This is a genomic window from Micromonospora hortensis (assembly GCF_022230935.1).
In the GTDB taxonomy this organism is placed as follows: Bacteria; Actinomycetota; Actinomycetes; order Mycobacteriales; family Micromonosporaceae; genus Micromonospora; species Micromonospora hortensis.
Window position 1 is genome coordinate 20,718 of the sequence record NZ_JAKKFE010000018.1, and the last position, 14,960, is coordinate 35,677.

The following is a 14,960-nucleotide window of genomic DNA, read 5'->3' on the forward strand; positions in this document are numbered from 1 at the left end:
TCGGGCCGTTGGTGGATCAGGCGTTCACCGTCTCCGGGCGGTGATCGGTGCTGCCCGCGCCGGTGTTGCCATCGGCGTCCGAGTCGGACATCGCGATGCCCTTGCGCTTGCTGAACACCACCGACGCCACGATGATCAGCGTCGCGACCAGCGCGATGCCGACCCGCAGGCCGACGTTGCGTTCGTCGCCGACGCTCCAGGCCACCACGGCGGGCGCGATCAGCAGCGAGACCAGGTTCATCACCTTGATCAGCGGGTTGATCGCCGGGCCGGCGGTGTCCTTGAACGGGTCACCGACGGTGTCGCCGATGACAGTGGCGGCGTGCGCCTCGGAGCCCTTGCCCCCGTACGCGCCGTCCTCGACCAGCTTCTTGGCGTTGTCCCAGGCCCCACCGGAGTTGGACAGGAACACCGCCATCAGGGTGCCGGCACCGATCGCACCGGCCAGGTACGCCGCGAGCGCGCCGGGCCCGAGGCCGAAGCCGACAGCGATCGGCGCCAGGATGGCGAGCAGGCCGGGGGTCATCAGCTCGCGCTGCGCGTCCCGGGTGCAGATGTCGACGACCTTGCCGTACTCCGGGCGCTGGGTGCCGTCCATGATGCCGGGCAGCTCACGGAACTGCCGGCGGACCTCCATCACCACGGCACCGGCCGAGCGGGACACCGCGTTGATGGCCAGCCCGGAGAAGAGGAAGACCACAGCCGCGCCGATGATCAGGCCGACCAGGTTGCGCGGGTTCGCCACGTTCAGCGCGTTGAGGATCTCGTTGCCGACGTCGCCCACGCCAGCCGTCGCGTACGCGCTGCTGAGCGTGTCGGTGTACGAGCCGAACAGCGCGGTCGCGGCGAGGACCGCAGTGGCGATCGCGATGCCCTTGGTGATCGCCTTGGTGGTGTTGCCGACCGCGTCCAGCTCGGTCAGCGTGCGAGCGCCGTGCTCGTCGATGTCGCCGGACATCTCGGCGATGCCCTGGGCGTTGTCGGAGATCGGCCCGAAGGTGTCCATCGCGACGATCACGCCGACGGTGGTGAGCAGGCCGGTGCCGGCCAGTGCCACAGCGAACAGCGACAGCGTGATGGAGCTGCCGCCAAGGAGGAAGGCGCCGAAGACGCCGGCGCCGATCAGCAGCGCCGAGTAGACAGCCGACTCCAGGCCGATGCTGATGCCGGCCAGGATCACTGTCGCCGCACCGGTCTGCGAGCTCTTGCCGATGTCCTGCACCGGTCGCCGTTTGGTCTCGGTGAAGTAGCCGGTCAGCGCCTGGATCGCGGCGGCCAGCACGATGCCGATCACTACCGCGCCGATGGCCACCAGCCGCGGGTTGCCGGTGGCGTCGGTGAGGCCACTGTCGAACTCGCCGAAGGTCGCCGGCAGGTACGCGTAGGCGGCGATCGCCACCAGCACCGCGGAGAGCACCGCCGACAGGTAGAAGGCCCTGTTGATAGCGGTCAGGGCGTTACGGTCGGACGCGCGCAGCCGGGTGATGAAGACGCCGACGATCGCGATCAGCACACCGATGGTGGAGATGATCAGCGGGAAGACCAGGCCCTCCTCGCCGAACGCGGCGCGGCCGAGGATCAGCGCGGCGACAAGCGTCACCGCGTACGACTCGAACAGGTCGGCGGCCATGCCGGCGCAGTCACCGACGTTGTCGCCCACGTTGTCGGCGATGGTGGCGGCGTTGCGCGGGTCATCCTCGGGGATGCCCTGCTCGACCTTGCCGACCAGGTCGGCGCCGACGTCGGCGGCCTTGGTGAAGATGCCGCCGCCGACGCGCATGAACATCGCGAGCAGCGCGGCGCCGAAGCCGAAGCCCTCCAGCACCGTGGGCGCGTCACCCCGGTAGACGAGGACGACCATCGCCGCACCGAAGAGGCCGAGGCCGACGGTGAAGAAGCCGACGACGCCGCCGGTCTGGAAGGCGATCTTCATGGCCGCCTCGCGGCCGCCTACTCGCTCCCGTGCGGCGGCGGCCACGCGCAGGTTGGCGCGGGTGGCCAGCCACATGCCGGCGCCGCCGATGAACGCGCTGAACAGGGCGCCCACCACGAAGAAGAGCGAGCGGCCGATCTTCACAGCCAGCTCACTGCCATCGGTGTCGTGCACCGGAAGCAGGAAGAGCAGCACGACGGCGACGACGACGAAGATCGCAAGGGTGCGGAATTGCCGGAGCAGGTAGGCCGAGGCGCCCTCCTGGACCGCCCCCGATATCTCCTGCATTTTCTCGGTGCCCTTACCAGCGGCCAGCACCGTTTTTGTCAGGGCGGCAGCGAAACCGAGTGCCACCAGCGCGACAACCGCGGCGATGACGACGTAGGTGACATTGCTTCCGGTAAGGGAAAGCCCGCCGCCGTCGGCGGCCAAGGTCTCGGACATCTGTGTCCTCCTGTTACCGAACATCGCGCCGGTGAGTGGAGACGCACTGACCGACGCCTGGATGCGGACTCGCAAGCGCGCGCCAACCCACCAGCGGACCAGCGATGAACACCCATACCCGCTGGCTGCGGGATAGGTCACTTGCTGACAACCCGGGTACTGTAGCCCTCCGCAGTGTTGGAGGTCACACCCAGGTGGCACCGTGTCGCGATGATCTTCGTCGCTGTGTTATGAAACGAAATCTGATATAGGGCCCCATCCATGCAAAGAAGGCCGCATCCCCAGCAGGGGACGCGGCCTACGCAGCGGAACCAATCAGCGGCCGACCGGCCACACCATCCGTACCTCGGTGCCGATGCCCTCGTCGACAGGGCGCACCTGGAGGTCCTCGACGAAACCGGCGAGCAGCGCGAAGCCGACGCCGGTGGTCAGCGCCTCATCGGTCAGCGCCTCGTTGGCCAGCTCGTCCGGTGGCAGCGCGGTCAGACCGATACCCGCCTCGATCGGCGCCCGGTCCACCACCCGCACGGCGTACGAGCCACCGTCGGACATCTCCACCAGCACCGGGTCGGCCAGGCCGTACTGCCGGTGCAGGGCCACCGCCCGCGTGCACGCCTCACCGATGGCCAGGCGCACCTCGTCCAGCAGGTCCTCACGCACCCCGGCCCGCCGGGCGACGGCGACGCCGACCAGCCGGGCGGTACGCACGTGCACCGGAGCGGGCGAGAAGGAGAGCTTGACTGTCGCCATCACGCGCCGGCGCCCGCCGAGTCGGCGCTGATCGCCGCGTCGACCGTCGGGTGCAGCGGAAACACCTGGTCCAGCGCGGTGATCCGGAAGATCTTGAGCAGCGGTTCCTTGTCGCAGACCAGCGCGAACGAACCGCTCGCCGAGCGGAGCCGCTTGAGCGCGCCGACCAGCACGCCCAGCCCGGTGGAGTCGAGGAAGTCCACCCGACCGAGGTCGACCACCACGTGACGGGCGCCACCATCGATCAGTTCGAGGAGTCGTTCACGGAGTCGGGGCGCGGTGTAGACGTCCACCTCACCACCGACCTCGAGCACCGTGTGCTCGCCCACGGTGCGGGTCGCCAGTGACAGCTCCATCGGTCCTCCTCGCCAGAGCCGTAAACTCTCGTGGGCATCTAACCACTACCGCCGGGGCGGCCTGCGGACGCCAGCGGAGGCTTCCCCTTACCCCGGTGTCCGACTTTTCATCTCCGAACACCAGTGCGAGAGTGCAGGGCGTGACCTCCAACGACTTCAGCTCCGCGCGCGGCACCCCGCGCCACGACCTGGAGTCGTCGTCCGCGGCCACCGTATCCGCTGGTCCCGGCCCCGGGCCAGCGCCGGCCGACCTGCTGCGCCGGCTACGCGCCCGGGGCGCCGCCGACCCGGTCACCCACGTCGAGCGGGTGCCGGCCCGCGCCGGTGTGCCCGCGCCGTGGCCGTCGTGGGCACCGGCGGAGTTGCGCACGGCGTTCACCGGGCGCGGCGTGGTCGCGCCCTGGCAGCACCAGGCCGAGGCGGCCAACCTGGCGTACGAGGGCCAGCACGTGGTCGTCGCCACCGGCACCGCGTCCGGCAAGTCACTGGCGTACCAGCTGCCCGCCCTCGCCACACTGCTGGCCGACCCCCGGGCCACAGTGCTCTACCTGGCGCCGACCAAGGCGCTCGCCGCGGACCAGTTGCGCGCCGTCGCCGCGCTGGAGCTGGAGGGAGTACGCCCCGCCTGCTACGACGGGGACACTCCGCGCACCGAGCGGGAGTGGATCCGCCGGCACTCCCGGTTCGTGCTGACCAACCCGGACATGCTGCACCACGGCATCCTGCCCGGGCACGCCCAGTGGTCCGGTTTCCTGCGCCGACTCGCGTACGTGGTGATCGACGAGTGCCACACCTACCGGGGCGTCTTCGGCTCGCACGTCGCGCACGTGCTGCGTCGGCTGCGTCGGCAGTGCGCCCGGTTCGGGGCCACCCCGGTGTTCGTGCTCGCCTCGGCCACCTCCGGCGACCCGGCCACCGCGGCCGGACGGCTGACCGGCCTGCCGGTGACAGCGGTCACCGAGGACGCCTCTCCCCGCGGCGGGGTGACCTTCGCACTCTGGGAACCGCCGCTGCTGCCACCCGACTCGTCGGCCACTTCCCCGGTGCCGCCGCAGGCCACCGGCGAGCACGACGAGCTTCACCAGGTCCGTCGGTCGGCGCTGCGCGAGACCGCCGACCTGCTCGCCGACACGGTCGCCGAGGGGGTACGCACCCTCGCGTTCGTCCGCTCCCGCAAGGGCGCCGAGGTGGTGGCCGCCAACGCGCGTCGAGCGCTGGACGACGCCGTGCCCGGCCTCGGCGACCGGGTGGCCGCCTACCGGGGCGGTTACCTGCGGGAGGAGCGACGCGAGTTGGAACGGGCCCTGCTGCACGGCGATCTACTCGGCCTGGCCTCCACCAACGCGCTGGAGCTGGGCGTGGACCTGGTCGGGCTCGACGCGGTGCTGATCTGCGGCTACCCGGGCACCCGGGCGTCGCTGTGGCAGCAGGCGGGCCGCGCCGGACGTTCCGGGCAGGAGGCCCTCGCGGTGCTGGTGGCACGGGACGACCCCCTGGACACCTACCTGGTGCACCACCCGGAGGCGATCTTCGGCGCGCCGGTGGAGGCGACGGTGCTCGACCCGGCCAACCCGTACGTGCTGGCACCGCAGCTGGCCTGCGCCGCGGTGGAGGCGCCGCTCACCCCGGCCGACCTGGTGCTCTTCGGCGAGGGGGCGAAGGAGGCGGTCGATCAGCTGGTCGCGGCGGGGGCGCTGCGACAGCGGCCCACCGGTTGGTACTGGCGGCACCGGGAGCGACCCGAGGTGGACCTGCGCGGCGAGGGCGGCGCCCCGGTCGCCGTGGTGGAGTCGTCGACCGGCCGGCTGCTCGGCACCGTCGACGGCGGCTCGTCGCACTTCCTGCTGCACTCCGGCGCGGTCTATCTGCACCAGGGCGTCTCGTACGTGGTCGACCAACTCGACCTGGCCGACGGCTGCGCGCTGGTGCGCGCCGAGGAGCCGGACTGGTCCACCCACGCCCGCGACGTCACCGACCTGTCAGTGGTGTCGGTGCGCTCCTACGTGGACGCCGGCCCGGTCGGCATGTTCCTCGGCGAGGTGGACGTGACCAGCCAGGTGGTGTCGTACCAGCGGCGGCGGATCGCCACCGGCGAGGTGATCGACACCCGGCCGCTCGACCTGCCCGCCCGGGAGCTGCGCACTGTGGCGGTCTGGTTCACCCTGTCGCCGCAGTCGTTGGCCCTCGCGGGGGTCCAGCCGGCCGACGTGCCGGGCGCGCTGCACGCCGCCGAACACGCAGCGATCGGCCTGCTGCCGCTGATGGCCACCTGCGACCGGTGGGACATCGGTGGGCTCTCCACCGCCATGCACCCGGACACCGAGGCGCCGACCGTCTTCGTCTACGACGGGCATCCGGGTGGCGCCGGCTTCGCCGAGCGGGCGTACGGAACGGCGGCGGCGTGGCTGCGGGCCACCCGGGACGCGATCGCGGAGTGCGGCTGCGAGGCCGGCTGCCCGTCCTGCGTGCAGTCACCGAAATGCGGCAACGGCAACAATCCCCTCTCCAAACCGGACGCGATCCGGGTGCTCGACGTGGTGTTGACGAACCTGCCCGACTGACCGGCTTGCATGAATCGGCATGGCACGGGGCACAATGATGTGGGAGCGCTTCCATCGATGCCAATGTTGCTGATCGCCCCCCGTGCCCGAGGAGAAGCTGTGGCCGACACCATCGCCGAGACCGTCGACCTGCTCTACACCATCGACCAGGACAATCTCACCCTCGACCAGCAGATCGCGCTGGGGTCGGCACTGGCCGCCCTGGCCCAGGCGGAACGGCTGGAACAGATCAACGAGCGGCTGCGCGGCATCCACCAGGTGCTGAACACCTGGGCGCTGCGAGCCGCGACCTCCGTCGACAGTCGCTGAGGCTTCCGGAGTGATCCTGCTAGGGCACCAGTGATCACTCCGCGCTGGGTAGTCGTCCGGCGACCTCGACGGCTACCCAGCAGCAACTGATCTTGGGCAGCGGGGAGGGCGGTGCTTGTCGGGCTGTGCGAGACTCCGGCGCACCAACCCCCAGAGGAGTACTCATGCAGCTCGACAACTTGCAGGGCCAGCACCAGTTCCACATCCGCCAGCGGCTGCGCATGATGGTCAACCAGTACGAGGTCCGGGCGGTCTCCCCCGACGGCACCGAGGGTGAGCTGTTGGCGTTCGCGCAGCAGAAGCGGCTCGCCTTCAAGGAGCAGGTGACCATCTACACGGATGACTCCAAGCAGCAGCCTCTGCTCGGCTTCAAGGCCCGCCAGCGCATCGACCTCGGTGCCACGTACGACGTCACCGACGCCGCGGGCAACGCGATCGGCCTGTTCCGTAAGGACTTCGCCCAGTCGCTGCTGCGGTCCACCTGGCACGTCGAGCAGGGCGGCCTGCCGCAGGTGACGGGCCAGGAGCGGAGCATGCCGGTGGCACTGCTGCGTCGATTCGTCGACTCGCTGTCCTGGCTGCCGTACCACTTCGACTTCACCGCAAACGGCCAGCCGGTCTTCACGGTGGTCAAGAAGTGGGGCCTGCGCGACAAGTACGTCGTCGAGGTACAGAACCCGCAGATCGACCGCCGCCTGGTCATCGCGATGGCCGTCGCCCTCGACGCGCTCCAGGCCCGCTGACACACCCGGCCCGGACCAGGGCGGCGCGGCGACCCACCACGGTCGCCGTCGCGGCCACCCAATCCGCGGCTGCCGGCCGGGACCTGGACCTCGAACAGTCCCGGCCGGCAAGCCGTCGGCCGTGATCCCCGGCAGGCCGGCAGTCGGCCGCGATCCCCGGCCGGTAGGCCGTCGGGCCGTCGGGCCAGCAGGCCGTCGCGCCGGTAGGCCGTCGGGCCGGTAGGTCGTCGGGCCGGCAGGCCGTCGGGCCGGTAGGCCGTCGGGCGGCGCTCTCGGGCGGCGTTCCGTTGGTGACTCGGAGCCCTGACGGGTCCGGTCCCCCTTTGGAGCTGATGTCGTAAACGCATCACCCTTGATGTCGTAACCGATTCAGCTCCATAGCACCCAACCAATCCCACCAGGGCCCCTGGCACCTTCGACCAGGCGGTGGCCCGTACCTGCGCCTGGTGCCGCAACGCGAGTCAATTCCGGAACGCCACAGGCCGCGCCCTCCACAGGCCGCGCCCTGCGCACGCCGCGCCCTGCGCACGCCGCGCCCGACCACAGGGCACGCCTGGGCTGCCCGCACCCCGCCGGAGGCGGCGCTGAGCAGTGACGCCGCCGCGGGGGTCAGCCCCGCACCGGGCCGGCGCGGGCGCTCGCCGCGGCTACCCGGGTCAGGCCGGGTAGTGGCGTGAAGGCCACCTCGACCGTCACCTGCACGTCCAACCCGTCGAGGTGGCAGCCGACCAGCCGGCCATCATTGCGACCGGCGAGGTCGGCGGCGGACGCGCAGGCCACCGCGTCGCCGTCGAGCGCTCGGGCTGCCCCGGCCAGCGCGCCGAGGTCGGCTGCTACCGCCGCCCGCTGACTCGCCATTCCGGCGGCGACGATGGCGGCGCCGAACGTCCCGAACACCACGAAGACGAGCCCCATCGCCAGCAGCAGGACCGTCGCGCCACCTCGCTGCCGGTCCAACCGGCCAGCGACGATCCCTCCGGCAGCCGGTTGTCGGCCGGAGCGGGGTGACGGATCTCTTCGCACTACCAACTCCCCTCGTGTGCGCCCGGTTCGACGGCGGCGACGGCGGTGGCGACCACTGTGATTCGTGGTAGCCGGGCGCCCAGTGTCCGGACGGGTGCCCGTACCGTCGCCTGCACCCGGTCGCCGTCGACGGACACCGACACCGCCGCCCCCGGCGGCGCCGTCCGGCCACCCTCCGCGCTGCCGTCCGCGCCCCGGGCTGCGGCGAGCGCCGCCTCCCGGGCCGCGTGCAGGCAACCCGCCTGCACGCTGACGGCGTTGACAGCGGTCAGGCCGGCCAGCAGGAGCAGAAGCAGCGCCGGCAGGCCGGCCGCCAGTTCGGCGGTGAAAGAACCCCGGTCCCCGCCAACGGTCCGCGCGAGGACGCGAGGTCCCCGCCCGCCGCGTGCCGCCAGCCCGGGGACGCTCGACCCTGAATCGCGGCCGACCCGCCGGCGCTCGATCACTTCAGTGCCCGGTCGATGACGGCGGTCAGCGCCGACTGGACGTTGCCGGAGGTCAGCACCTTCAACAGGATCCCGGCGAAGGCGACCGCGGCGAGAGTGCCCACGGCGTACTCGGCCGTGTTCATTCCGGCATCGCCGCGCAGGCGAGCGATGAGTTTGCGCATGACTGTTTCCCTTCTCGATGGGTCAGAGCACATCGCCGAGGACGGCGACGATCACCGGCACGAGTCCGGCGAGAATGAACGCCGGCAGGAAGCACAGCCCCAGCGGCAGAACGATGAGGACACCCGCCCGGCGGGCCGATGCCTCAGCAGCGGTGGCCCGGTCGGCGCGCAGGTCGTCGGCGAGCCGGGTCAGCGCACCGGCCAGGGCGGCACCACTGTTGGCCGAACGCAGCGCCGCCGCGGTCAGGCGCTCCGCGCCTGGCACGCCGTTCAGCGCGGACCATGCCTCCGCTGGGCCACCACCAAGCAGCAGCGTGCGGCCAACACGGGCCAGCCGGTCGGCGAGCGGCCCGTCCAGTGCCTCGGCGACGGCCAGCACCGAGCGATCCACCGGCGCGCCCGCCCGCATCGCCGCGGCCAGCAGGTCGGCGGCGAGCGGTAGGTCGGCGGCCTCCTGTTGCCGCCGCTTGCGCACAGCGGGCGACTCGATCCGCCGCAACAGGACATCGAGCAGGAACGCGGCCGGAAGAGCGCCGAGCAGCCCGAGCCAGCCCTCGACGACGATGGCCACCGCGAGCCCAGCCAACACCGCCACGAGCCGGATCACGTCCGGCCGCCGCCGCCTGGTCGAGCTGGGCTGGATCACTGAGCTGGGCTGGCTCGCCGCGCTGGTTTGGCTTGTTGAGCTGGGCCGGCCGGCTGGGCTGCGCTGGCCGGCCCAGCTGCGTTGGCTCCCCGAGCTGCGTTGGCTCCCCGAGCTGCGTTGGCCGGCGGCGCTGCGTCGGCCGGCTGAGTCGGGCTGGCCGGCTGGGCCGCGGGGCGTCATCCGGCCCGCCGCGGTGTCGCGCCCAGCCGTTCCGCCCAGAGGAGGCCCACGACCTGAAGTGCAACCGCGACAACCCCGCTAGCACCGCCGACAGGGCTGTGCAGGAGCACCGCCATGGGGTCGACGCCGATGCCGTACCCCAACCCGATCCCGCCAATCGGCAGGGCCGCCAGTAGCCAGGCCGTGGCCCGCGCACCGGCCGCCTGAGCCGCCGCAGCGGCCAGACCACGGTCGGTTGCCCGAGCGTCCGCCTCGATCCGTTCCAGAAGCTCCGCCAGCGGCGCACCGGTCCGGTCGGCCAAGCGCACCGCCGCCGAGGTCAGCTGACGTAGGCGGCTCGCCCCGTCACTCTCGACGGCCGTGACGTCGAGCGCGTGTGGGACGGGCAGGCCGGCCCGCAGGTCCGCCGCGAGGCCACAGAGCTGGTCCAGGCCACGTCGACGGTCCCGCTCGGTGCTCCGGTTCACTCGCCAACGCAAGGCGGCGCGCACGGCCAACGTGCCGTAGCCGGCCATCGCGACCGCGGCCACCGGACCGCCGACCACGGCGCCCACACCGCCACCGAGCAGGCCGACCACAGGCAGCACGCGGGTCGCCGATCGCGAGATGCGCACCGACGGAGGCGTACCCGGTTTTCTGTCAATCGGGCCGACGCGCCCGTGGGCGCGACAATCGACGATCGCGCATTCGTCGGCCGTTGCCCCGGCGGACGTGTCGCCCCGACAGCCGGCGGCCAGGTCGCCGCGCCCATCGGTGGTTACCTGGCCGGAGCCATCGTTCCGGCCGGAAGTGTCCACGCCACTGACACCGATCGTGGTCGTGGCCGCCGATGCCCCCGGCCGCTGTTCGGCGTCGAGCATGGTGGGGGCCGCTTCCGGGCGGGCGGTGCCGGTCGGGCGTCGGGGATCCCGACGGGCCGGCGGGCGCGTGGGGCCTTCCGGACGAGTGAACCCGTCTGCCGCTCCCGGCCACCTCGGGCTGCGACTGACGTCCCGGTCGGGCCAGCCGAGTGCCGTCCGTCTTCCGTCGGCGCCCGCAGTAGTCGTCGACTCGAACGCGATGCCGACCTGATGACCCTTGGTCGGGGCGACGCCAGTGCCGTCGACCGGCCCGTCCGGCGTGCGACCGAGTTCCCTGATCCACTGCACCAGGGCCTCATCCGGATCGGCACCGCCGGCCCTCCGTCCCGGTGCCAGCACGCGACGTCGACGGGCCCGGATGCTCCGCATGGGCCACGCCACCAGGGCAGCGGCGACCAGGAGCAGCGCCGCCGCCAGCATCGTCTCGCCGGTCATGCCGGACCCGCCGATCCGGGCCACGGCTCGCTGAGGATGGGCGGCACCGCCACCCCACGCTCCCGCAGCAGCGCCCCGAGGGCACGGGCGGCGAGCCCGAGCCCACTGCCGCGTACCCAGGCGGGCACCACTGTCACCAGCCGTTCGGGCCCCTCGGGCAGCAACAGGCAGACCGACTCCAGGACGCGACCCCGGTCGCTGCGTCGCACCTGGAACAGCACCTGCAACGCGGCGGCCACCTGGGCGTGCAGCGCGGCGCGCGGCAGCCCACCCAACATGCCCAGGGCCTCCAACCGGGCCGGCACGTCCGACGGTGTGTTGGCGTGCAACGTGCCGGCACCCCCGTCGTGGCCGGTGTTGAGCGCGGCCAGCAGGTCGACCACCTCACCGCCCCGGCACTCCCCGACCACCAGCCGGTCCGGACGCATCCGCAACGCCTGCCGGACCAGGTCAGCCAGGCTGACCACGCCCGTCCCCTCCACATTGGCGGTACGCGCCTGGAGCCCCACCACGTGCGGATGCCCCGGACGCAGCTCGGCGGCGTCCTCCACCAGCACGATCCGTTCGGTCGCCGGCACCATCCCCAGCAGGGTGTTGAGCAGTGTCGTCTTGCCCGACCCGGTGCCCCCGGTCACCAGGTACGCCAGCCGGGCCGCCACGACTGCGGCGAGCAGTGGCGCCAGCGGTCGCGGCACGGTCCCCTGGCGCACCAACTCGTCGAGGGTGAAAGGCCGGTGTCGGAAGGTCCGCAGCGACAGGTAGGGACCTTCGGTCGCCACCGGCGGCAGCACGGCGTGCAGCCGGGTGCCGTCGGGAAGCCGCGCGTCCGCGTACGGGGAGCCGTCGTCGAGCCGCCGCCCCGCGCTGGCGATCAGCCGCTGCGCCAACCGGCGGACGTCCTCCACCGAGCCCACCGGGACGGCGACCTGCTGCAGCCCCGACCCGCGGTCGACCCAGACCCGGGCACCGTTGACGAGGACGTCGGTGACCTCCGGGTCAGCGAGCAGCGGCGCCAACGGCCCAGCGCCGACGAGGTCGTCGCGCACCCGGTCGGCGATCCGCAGCATGGCGGTGTCGCCGAGCACTGCGGCGGCGGGCTCGGCCCGTACCGCGGAGACGATGGCCGCCGCTGTGACCGGGGTGGTGGCGGCGGCGATCCGCTGCCGTACCCGGGCGGCGAGGGTGCCGTCCTCCGGCCCGGCGGTCATGCCGCACCCGCAGCCGGCACGCCGGTGAGGTCGGTGACGATCCGTTGGCAGAGCGCGGCCAGTGGGCCCTTGCCCCCGGCGGCCGGCGCCTCGCCGCGTTCCAGCCCACGGCAGAGCCCCGGCTCGGGGCGCAGCGTGCCGGCCAACGGGAGGCCCAGCGCGCGTGCCACCTCGGACGCCCGCAACCGCCCCGGCGCGGGCCCGCGCACCACCACCGAGAGCGCAGCGCAGTGCGGGGCGGCCGCCGCCACCACCCGAGTGGCCGCAGCGGTGGCGCGCAACTCGGCCGGCACGACGACGAACGCCTGGTCGGCGGCTTGCAGCGCCACCACTGCCGCGTCGTCCAACTGCCGGGGCAGGTCGATCACCACGAAGTCCCGCCCACGCCGGGCCGCGTCGACGGTCGCCGCCATCGCCGTCGCCGGCAACGTCAGCATCTCGCCGCGGTCCCAGGAGAGCACCACGAGATCACCCCGGCTGGGCAGGGCCTGCACCAGCGCCGGGGCGTCCACCCGCCCGTCGGCGCTGGTGAGCGACGGCCAGCGCAGGCCTTCCAACTGCTCCCAGCCCAGCACGAGGTCGAGGCCACCACCGAGCGGGTCAGCGTCGATCAGGAGGGTGCGCAGCCGGGCCCGCGCGGCGGTCACCGCAAGACCACCGGCGAGCACACTCGCGCCCGCACCGCCCCGACCCCCGAGGACCGCGACGACTCGGGCGCCGACGCCGGCCGGACGATCCGGATCATGCTCGGCGAACCGATCCACCAGCCATGGCTCCGCGGCGGGCAGCGTGGCGACGTGCTCGGCCCCGATCAGCTCGGCGATCTGCCAGCCGGGGTCGAGCTGACCAGCACGGCCGAGCAGCACCAGCCGGGGCCGCTGCGGCAATCGGGCACGCAGGCAGGCCTGCGCCTGATCGGCGCCGAGCAGCACCAGCGGCGCGGGAAGCCACCGGGTACGGGCAGCCGCTGGGTCCCGGGCCAACTCCACCTCGGTCCCGCCAACGGCGGCGAGCCGGAGCACATCATCGAGCAGATCGTCGTCGCCGGTGACGACCAGCGGGAGCCGGCGGATCGGCGGAACCGTGGTACGGGGTGGCATCGCGGCCTCCAGCGGTCGGGCTCGGGTATGCCGCCGACAGTGCTCGGAATCCGCCCCGCAGGCCGCCCGGATGTCGTCGCCTGTGGACAACCTGGTGGGCTGTGGAAAACGCCCGCCGAGACAGCTGATCTGCTACGGGCACGGGCAAATCCGCAGCTGGCGCCGCTGAGCCCAAAACAGCGGGGCCGCTCCCGAAAGGAGCGGCCCCGCGAGTCGGTGGTCAGCCGGGCTGATTTGTCCAGGCCGCATCGAGGATCACCTGGTACGAGCTGATCCGCACTGGCGACAGCGTCAACAGCTCAGCGGCGAGCAATTCACCCGTCTTCGGATCGAAGATCAGAAGGCATTGCTGGTCGTGTTCGCGGTCGTCGAAGGTGACGGCGACTCCTTTGCGGCCGGCACGGTCCGTGACCTGCCCCCGCCAGCGGAAGCCGGGCACGTCGGCGAGGACCCGCAGGACCGCCGCTCGGGTCGCACGCGGCACGACGTACTGCCCGTAGAGCGTGCCGACCCACTTACTCGCCGCCCCCGCGCCGTACTCGACCTTCAGCCGCTCCCGGAGCTCCGACGGGTCGGCCGACAGCGGCCTGAGCTCCTCGGGCGACAGCGGCCTGACGCTCGGTGCGGGGGTGCCGGTGGCTGCTGGCCGCGCAGCGCTCTCGCGCTGCCAGTAGTCCCGGGACTCCTGGTCCGGGTACTGCGGCTCCAGTTGGATCCTGATCTGGTTACCGGTCCCGTCGAGGGCCTGCCAGATCTTCGTCTCGCTGGCATAGGCCACGTGGTGGCGGCCGTCGGCAGACGTCTCCACCGGAGAGCCCCACACCTTGGTGTGGTGATACATGTAGCGCCCGCTCTGGTGGTCGTACGCCGCGTCTTTGATCTTGTTGGCCAGCATGCGTAGCTGCGGGCCGGCGGCCGGCGGATCCGCGTCGAACTGGTACGCGACCGGCACCAGCACCAACCCCGCTGCCGCCGGCGGCTCGGCCGGAGTGTCCGGTGCCCCCTCGCCGAACGGCTCGAGCACCGCCACGGCACCGACCGCGACCGCCAACGTCCCGGCCGCCAGGACCAGCCGGCGGGTCGGGCGTACGCGACGATGCTCGCCGACCGTTTCGGTAGCGCTGGCGCGTTCGATCAGCTCGCGCGCCGAGACCAGCGGTGACCCGACGGCGGCGTTCCGGGCCGGGTCGGCCGGGCCCAGAAGAGTACGGGTGCGCTCTGCTCCGAACATCACAGATCCTCTCGAATTGTCACCAACACCGGTCGACGCCGGGTTGGCGCGGGCCGGTCCGACATTGCTTCGGCAAGACGACGGCGAGCGCGATGCAGGCGCACTGCGGCGGTCGCCCCGGCGCAGCCGAGAACCTTTGCCGCCTCGGAGACCGTCAGCTCCTCCCAGCCGACCAACCGGAGGATTTCCTGGTCGAGGTCGTTGAGGGTGGCCAGAGCCGCCCGGACGTCGGCCACCCCGACTGTCGTGTCGGCACCCGACGATCCGGCCAGTCGCTCGAGGTCGACATCGGTGATCGAGAGGAGGTCCGGGGCGGCACGCCGCGACCGCCACTGGTTCGCCAGCAGGCGCCGGGCCACCCCGTACAGCCAGGGCAGGCTGTGCTCCGGCACCTCGGCCCGGCGACGCCAGGCGACGACGAAGACCTCCTGGGCAAGCTCCGCCGAGGCATCCCGGTCAGCAAGCCGGCGCAGGCCGTACCGGACTATGTGCTCGTACTCGGCGGCGTAGAGGCTGGTGAACCAGCCCTCGTCCCGCTTCTTCGGTGGACCCACCCGAACCCCCATTGCCT

General features: G+C 72.4%; 14 protein-coding genes and 1 pseudogene. 3 read left to right on the top strand and 12 right to left on the bottom strand.

Annotated elements, in window-relative coordinates; all coding sequences use genetic code 11:
* Positions 1-16: 16 nt before the first annotated feature.
* The 3 genes from NIE111_RS13815 to NIE111_RS13825 form a co-directional block, all read right to left on the bottom strand.
* Positions 17-2,377 (bottom strand): sodium-translocating pyrophosphatase, encoded by a 2,361-nt coding sequence (locus NIE111_RS13815; protein WP_238684775.1) that lies wholly within the window; start codon positions 2,375-2,377, stop codon positions 17-19.
* Positions 2,378-2,692: 315 nt separating this feature from the next.
* Entirely contained in the window at positions 2,693-3,130 is a 438-nt protein-coding gene (locus NIE111_RS13820) for an ATP-binding protein (protein WP_238684776.1), read from the bottom strand.
* Positions 3,127-3,483: an STAS domain-containing protein gene (locus NIE111_RS13825; protein ID WP_091395433.1), complete on the bottom strand. Its 357-nt coding sequence runs from the start codon at positions 3,481-3,483 to the stop codon at positions 3,127-3,129. The genes NIE111_RS13820 and NIE111_RS13825 overlap by 4 nt, the downstream gene beginning before the upstream one ends.
* A 188-nt stretch (positions 3,484-3,671) precedes the next feature.
* On the opposite strand from NIE111_RS13825, the gene sftH reads away from it, so the two are divergent.
* The 3 genes from sftH (at position 3,672) to NIE111_RS13840 (ending at position 7,096) form a co-directional block, all read left to right on the top strand.
* On the top strand, positions 3,672-6,044 hold the full coding sequence (sftH, locus tag NIE111_RS13830) for a DEAD/DEAH box helicase (RefSeq protein WP_274531103.1): 2,373 nt from the start codon (positions 3,672-3,674) through the stop codon (positions 6,042-6,044).
* Positions 6,045-6,143: 99 nt separating this feature from the next.
* Positions 6,144-6,353 (top strand): hypothetical protein, encoded by a 210-nt coding sequence (locus NIE111_RS13835; protein ID WP_030334221.1) that lies wholly within the window; start codon positions 6,144-6,146, stop codon positions 6,351-6,353.
* 164 nt (positions 6,354-6,517) lie between these two features.
* Positions 6,518-7,096: an LURP-one-related family protein gene (locus NIE111_RS13840; protein ID WP_238684778.1), complete on the top strand. Its 579-nt coding sequence runs from the start codon at positions 6,518-6,520 to the stop codon at positions 7,094-7,096.
* Between the two features lie 609 nt (positions 7,097-7,705).
* Here NIE111_RS13840 and NIE111_RS13845 read toward each other — a convergent pair.
* The 9 genes and pseudogenes from NIE111_RS13845 to NIE111_RS13885 all read right to left on the bottom strand — a co-directional run bounded on the left by NIE111_RS13845 (position 7,706) and on the right by NIE111_RS13885 (position 14,943).
* Positions 7,706-8,119 carry an Rv3654c family TadE-like protein gene (locus NIE111_RS13845; RefSeq protein WP_372488326.1) on the bottom strand — a complete coding sequence of 138 codons (414 nt, stop codon included), beginning with the start codon at positions 8,117-8,119 and terminating at the stop codon, positions 7,706-7,708.
* A complete protein-coding gene (locus tag NIE111_RS13850) occupies positions 8,119-8,514 on the bottom strand; it encodes a TadE family type IV pilus minor pilin (RefSeq protein ID WP_238684820.1) in 396 nt (131 codons plus the stop codon). Before NIE111_RS13850 ends, NIE111_RS13845 begins: the two co-directional genes overlap by 1 nt.
* A gap of 47 nt (positions 8,515-8,561) precedes the next feature.
* On the bottom strand, positions 8,562-8,729 hold the full coding sequence (locus tag NIE111_RS13855; protein ID WP_081883916.1) for a DUF4244 domain-containing protein: 168 nt from the start codon (positions 8,727-8,729) through the stop codon (positions 8,562-8,564).
* 22 nt (positions 8,730-8,751) lie between these two features.
* Complete coding sequence (locus NIE111_RS13860; RefSeq protein WP_372488327.1) at positions 8,752-9,375, bottom strand: type II secretion system F family protein; 624 nt, start codon at positions 9,373-9,375, stop codon at positions 8,752-8,754.
* A gap of 176 nt (positions 9,376-9,551) precedes the next feature.
* Positions 9,552-10,145 (bottom strand): annotated as a pseudogene (locus tag NIE111_RS32520) (type II secretion system F family protein); the annotation flags it as partial.
* A 701-nt stretch (positions 10,146-10,846) separates the two neighbouring features.
* Entirely contained in the window at positions 10,847-12,058 is a 1,212-nt protein-coding gene (locus tag NIE111_RS13870; protein ID WP_238684779.1) for a TadA family conjugal transfer-associated ATPase, read from the bottom strand.
* A complete protein-coding gene (gene ssd / locus NIE111_RS13875) occupies positions 12,055-13,158 on the bottom strand; it encodes a septum site-determining protein Ssd (protein WP_238684780.1) in 1,104 nt (367 codons plus the stop codon). Before ssd ends, NIE111_RS13870 begins: the two co-directional genes overlap by 4 nt.
* Positions 13,159-13,378: 220 nt before the next feature.
* Positions 13,379-14,389, bottom strand: coding sequence for a CU044_5270 family protein (locus NIE111_RS13880; protein ID WP_238684781.1), 1,011 nt, complete (start codon positions 14,387-14,389; stop codon positions 13,379-13,381).
* Positions 14,389-14,943 (bottom strand): RNA polymerase sigma factor, encoded by a 555-nt coding sequence (locus NIE111_RS13885; protein ID WP_238684782.1) that lies wholly within the window; start codon positions 14,941-14,943, stop codon positions 14,389-14,391. Before NIE111_RS13885 ends, NIE111_RS13880 begins: the two co-directional genes overlap by 1 nt.
* Positions 14,944-14,960: the final 17 nt, after the last annotated feature.

Coding starts and splice junctions, on each gene's coding strand:
- NIE111_RS13815 (WP_238684775.1), bottom strand. CDS start 2,377: ATGTCCGAGACCTTGGCCGCCGACGGCGGCGGGCTTTCCCTTACCGGA.
- NIE111_RS13825 (WP_091395433.1), bottom strand. CDS start 3,483: ATGGAGCTGTCACTGGCGACCCGCACCGTGGGCGAGCACACGGTGCTC.
- NIE111_RS13840 (WP_238684778.1), top strand. CDS start 6,518: ATGCAGCTCGACAACTTGCAGGGCCAGCACCAGTTCCACATCCGCCAG.
- NIE111_RS13855 (WP_081883916.1), bottom strand. CDS start 8,729: ATGCGCAAACTCATCGCTCGCCTGCGCGGCGATGCCGGAATGAACACG.
- NIE111_RS13870 (WP_238684779.1), bottom strand. CDS start 12,058: ATGACCGCCGGGCCGGAGGACGGCACCCTCGCCGCCCGGGTACGGCAG.
- ssd (WP_238684780.1), bottom strand. CDS start 13,158: ATGCCACCCCGTACCACGGTTCCGCCGATCCGCCGGCTCCCGCTGGTC.
- NIE111_RS13880 (WP_238684781.1), bottom strand. CDS start 14,389: ATGTTCGGAGCAGAGCGCACCCGTACTCTTCTGGGCCCGGCCGACCCG.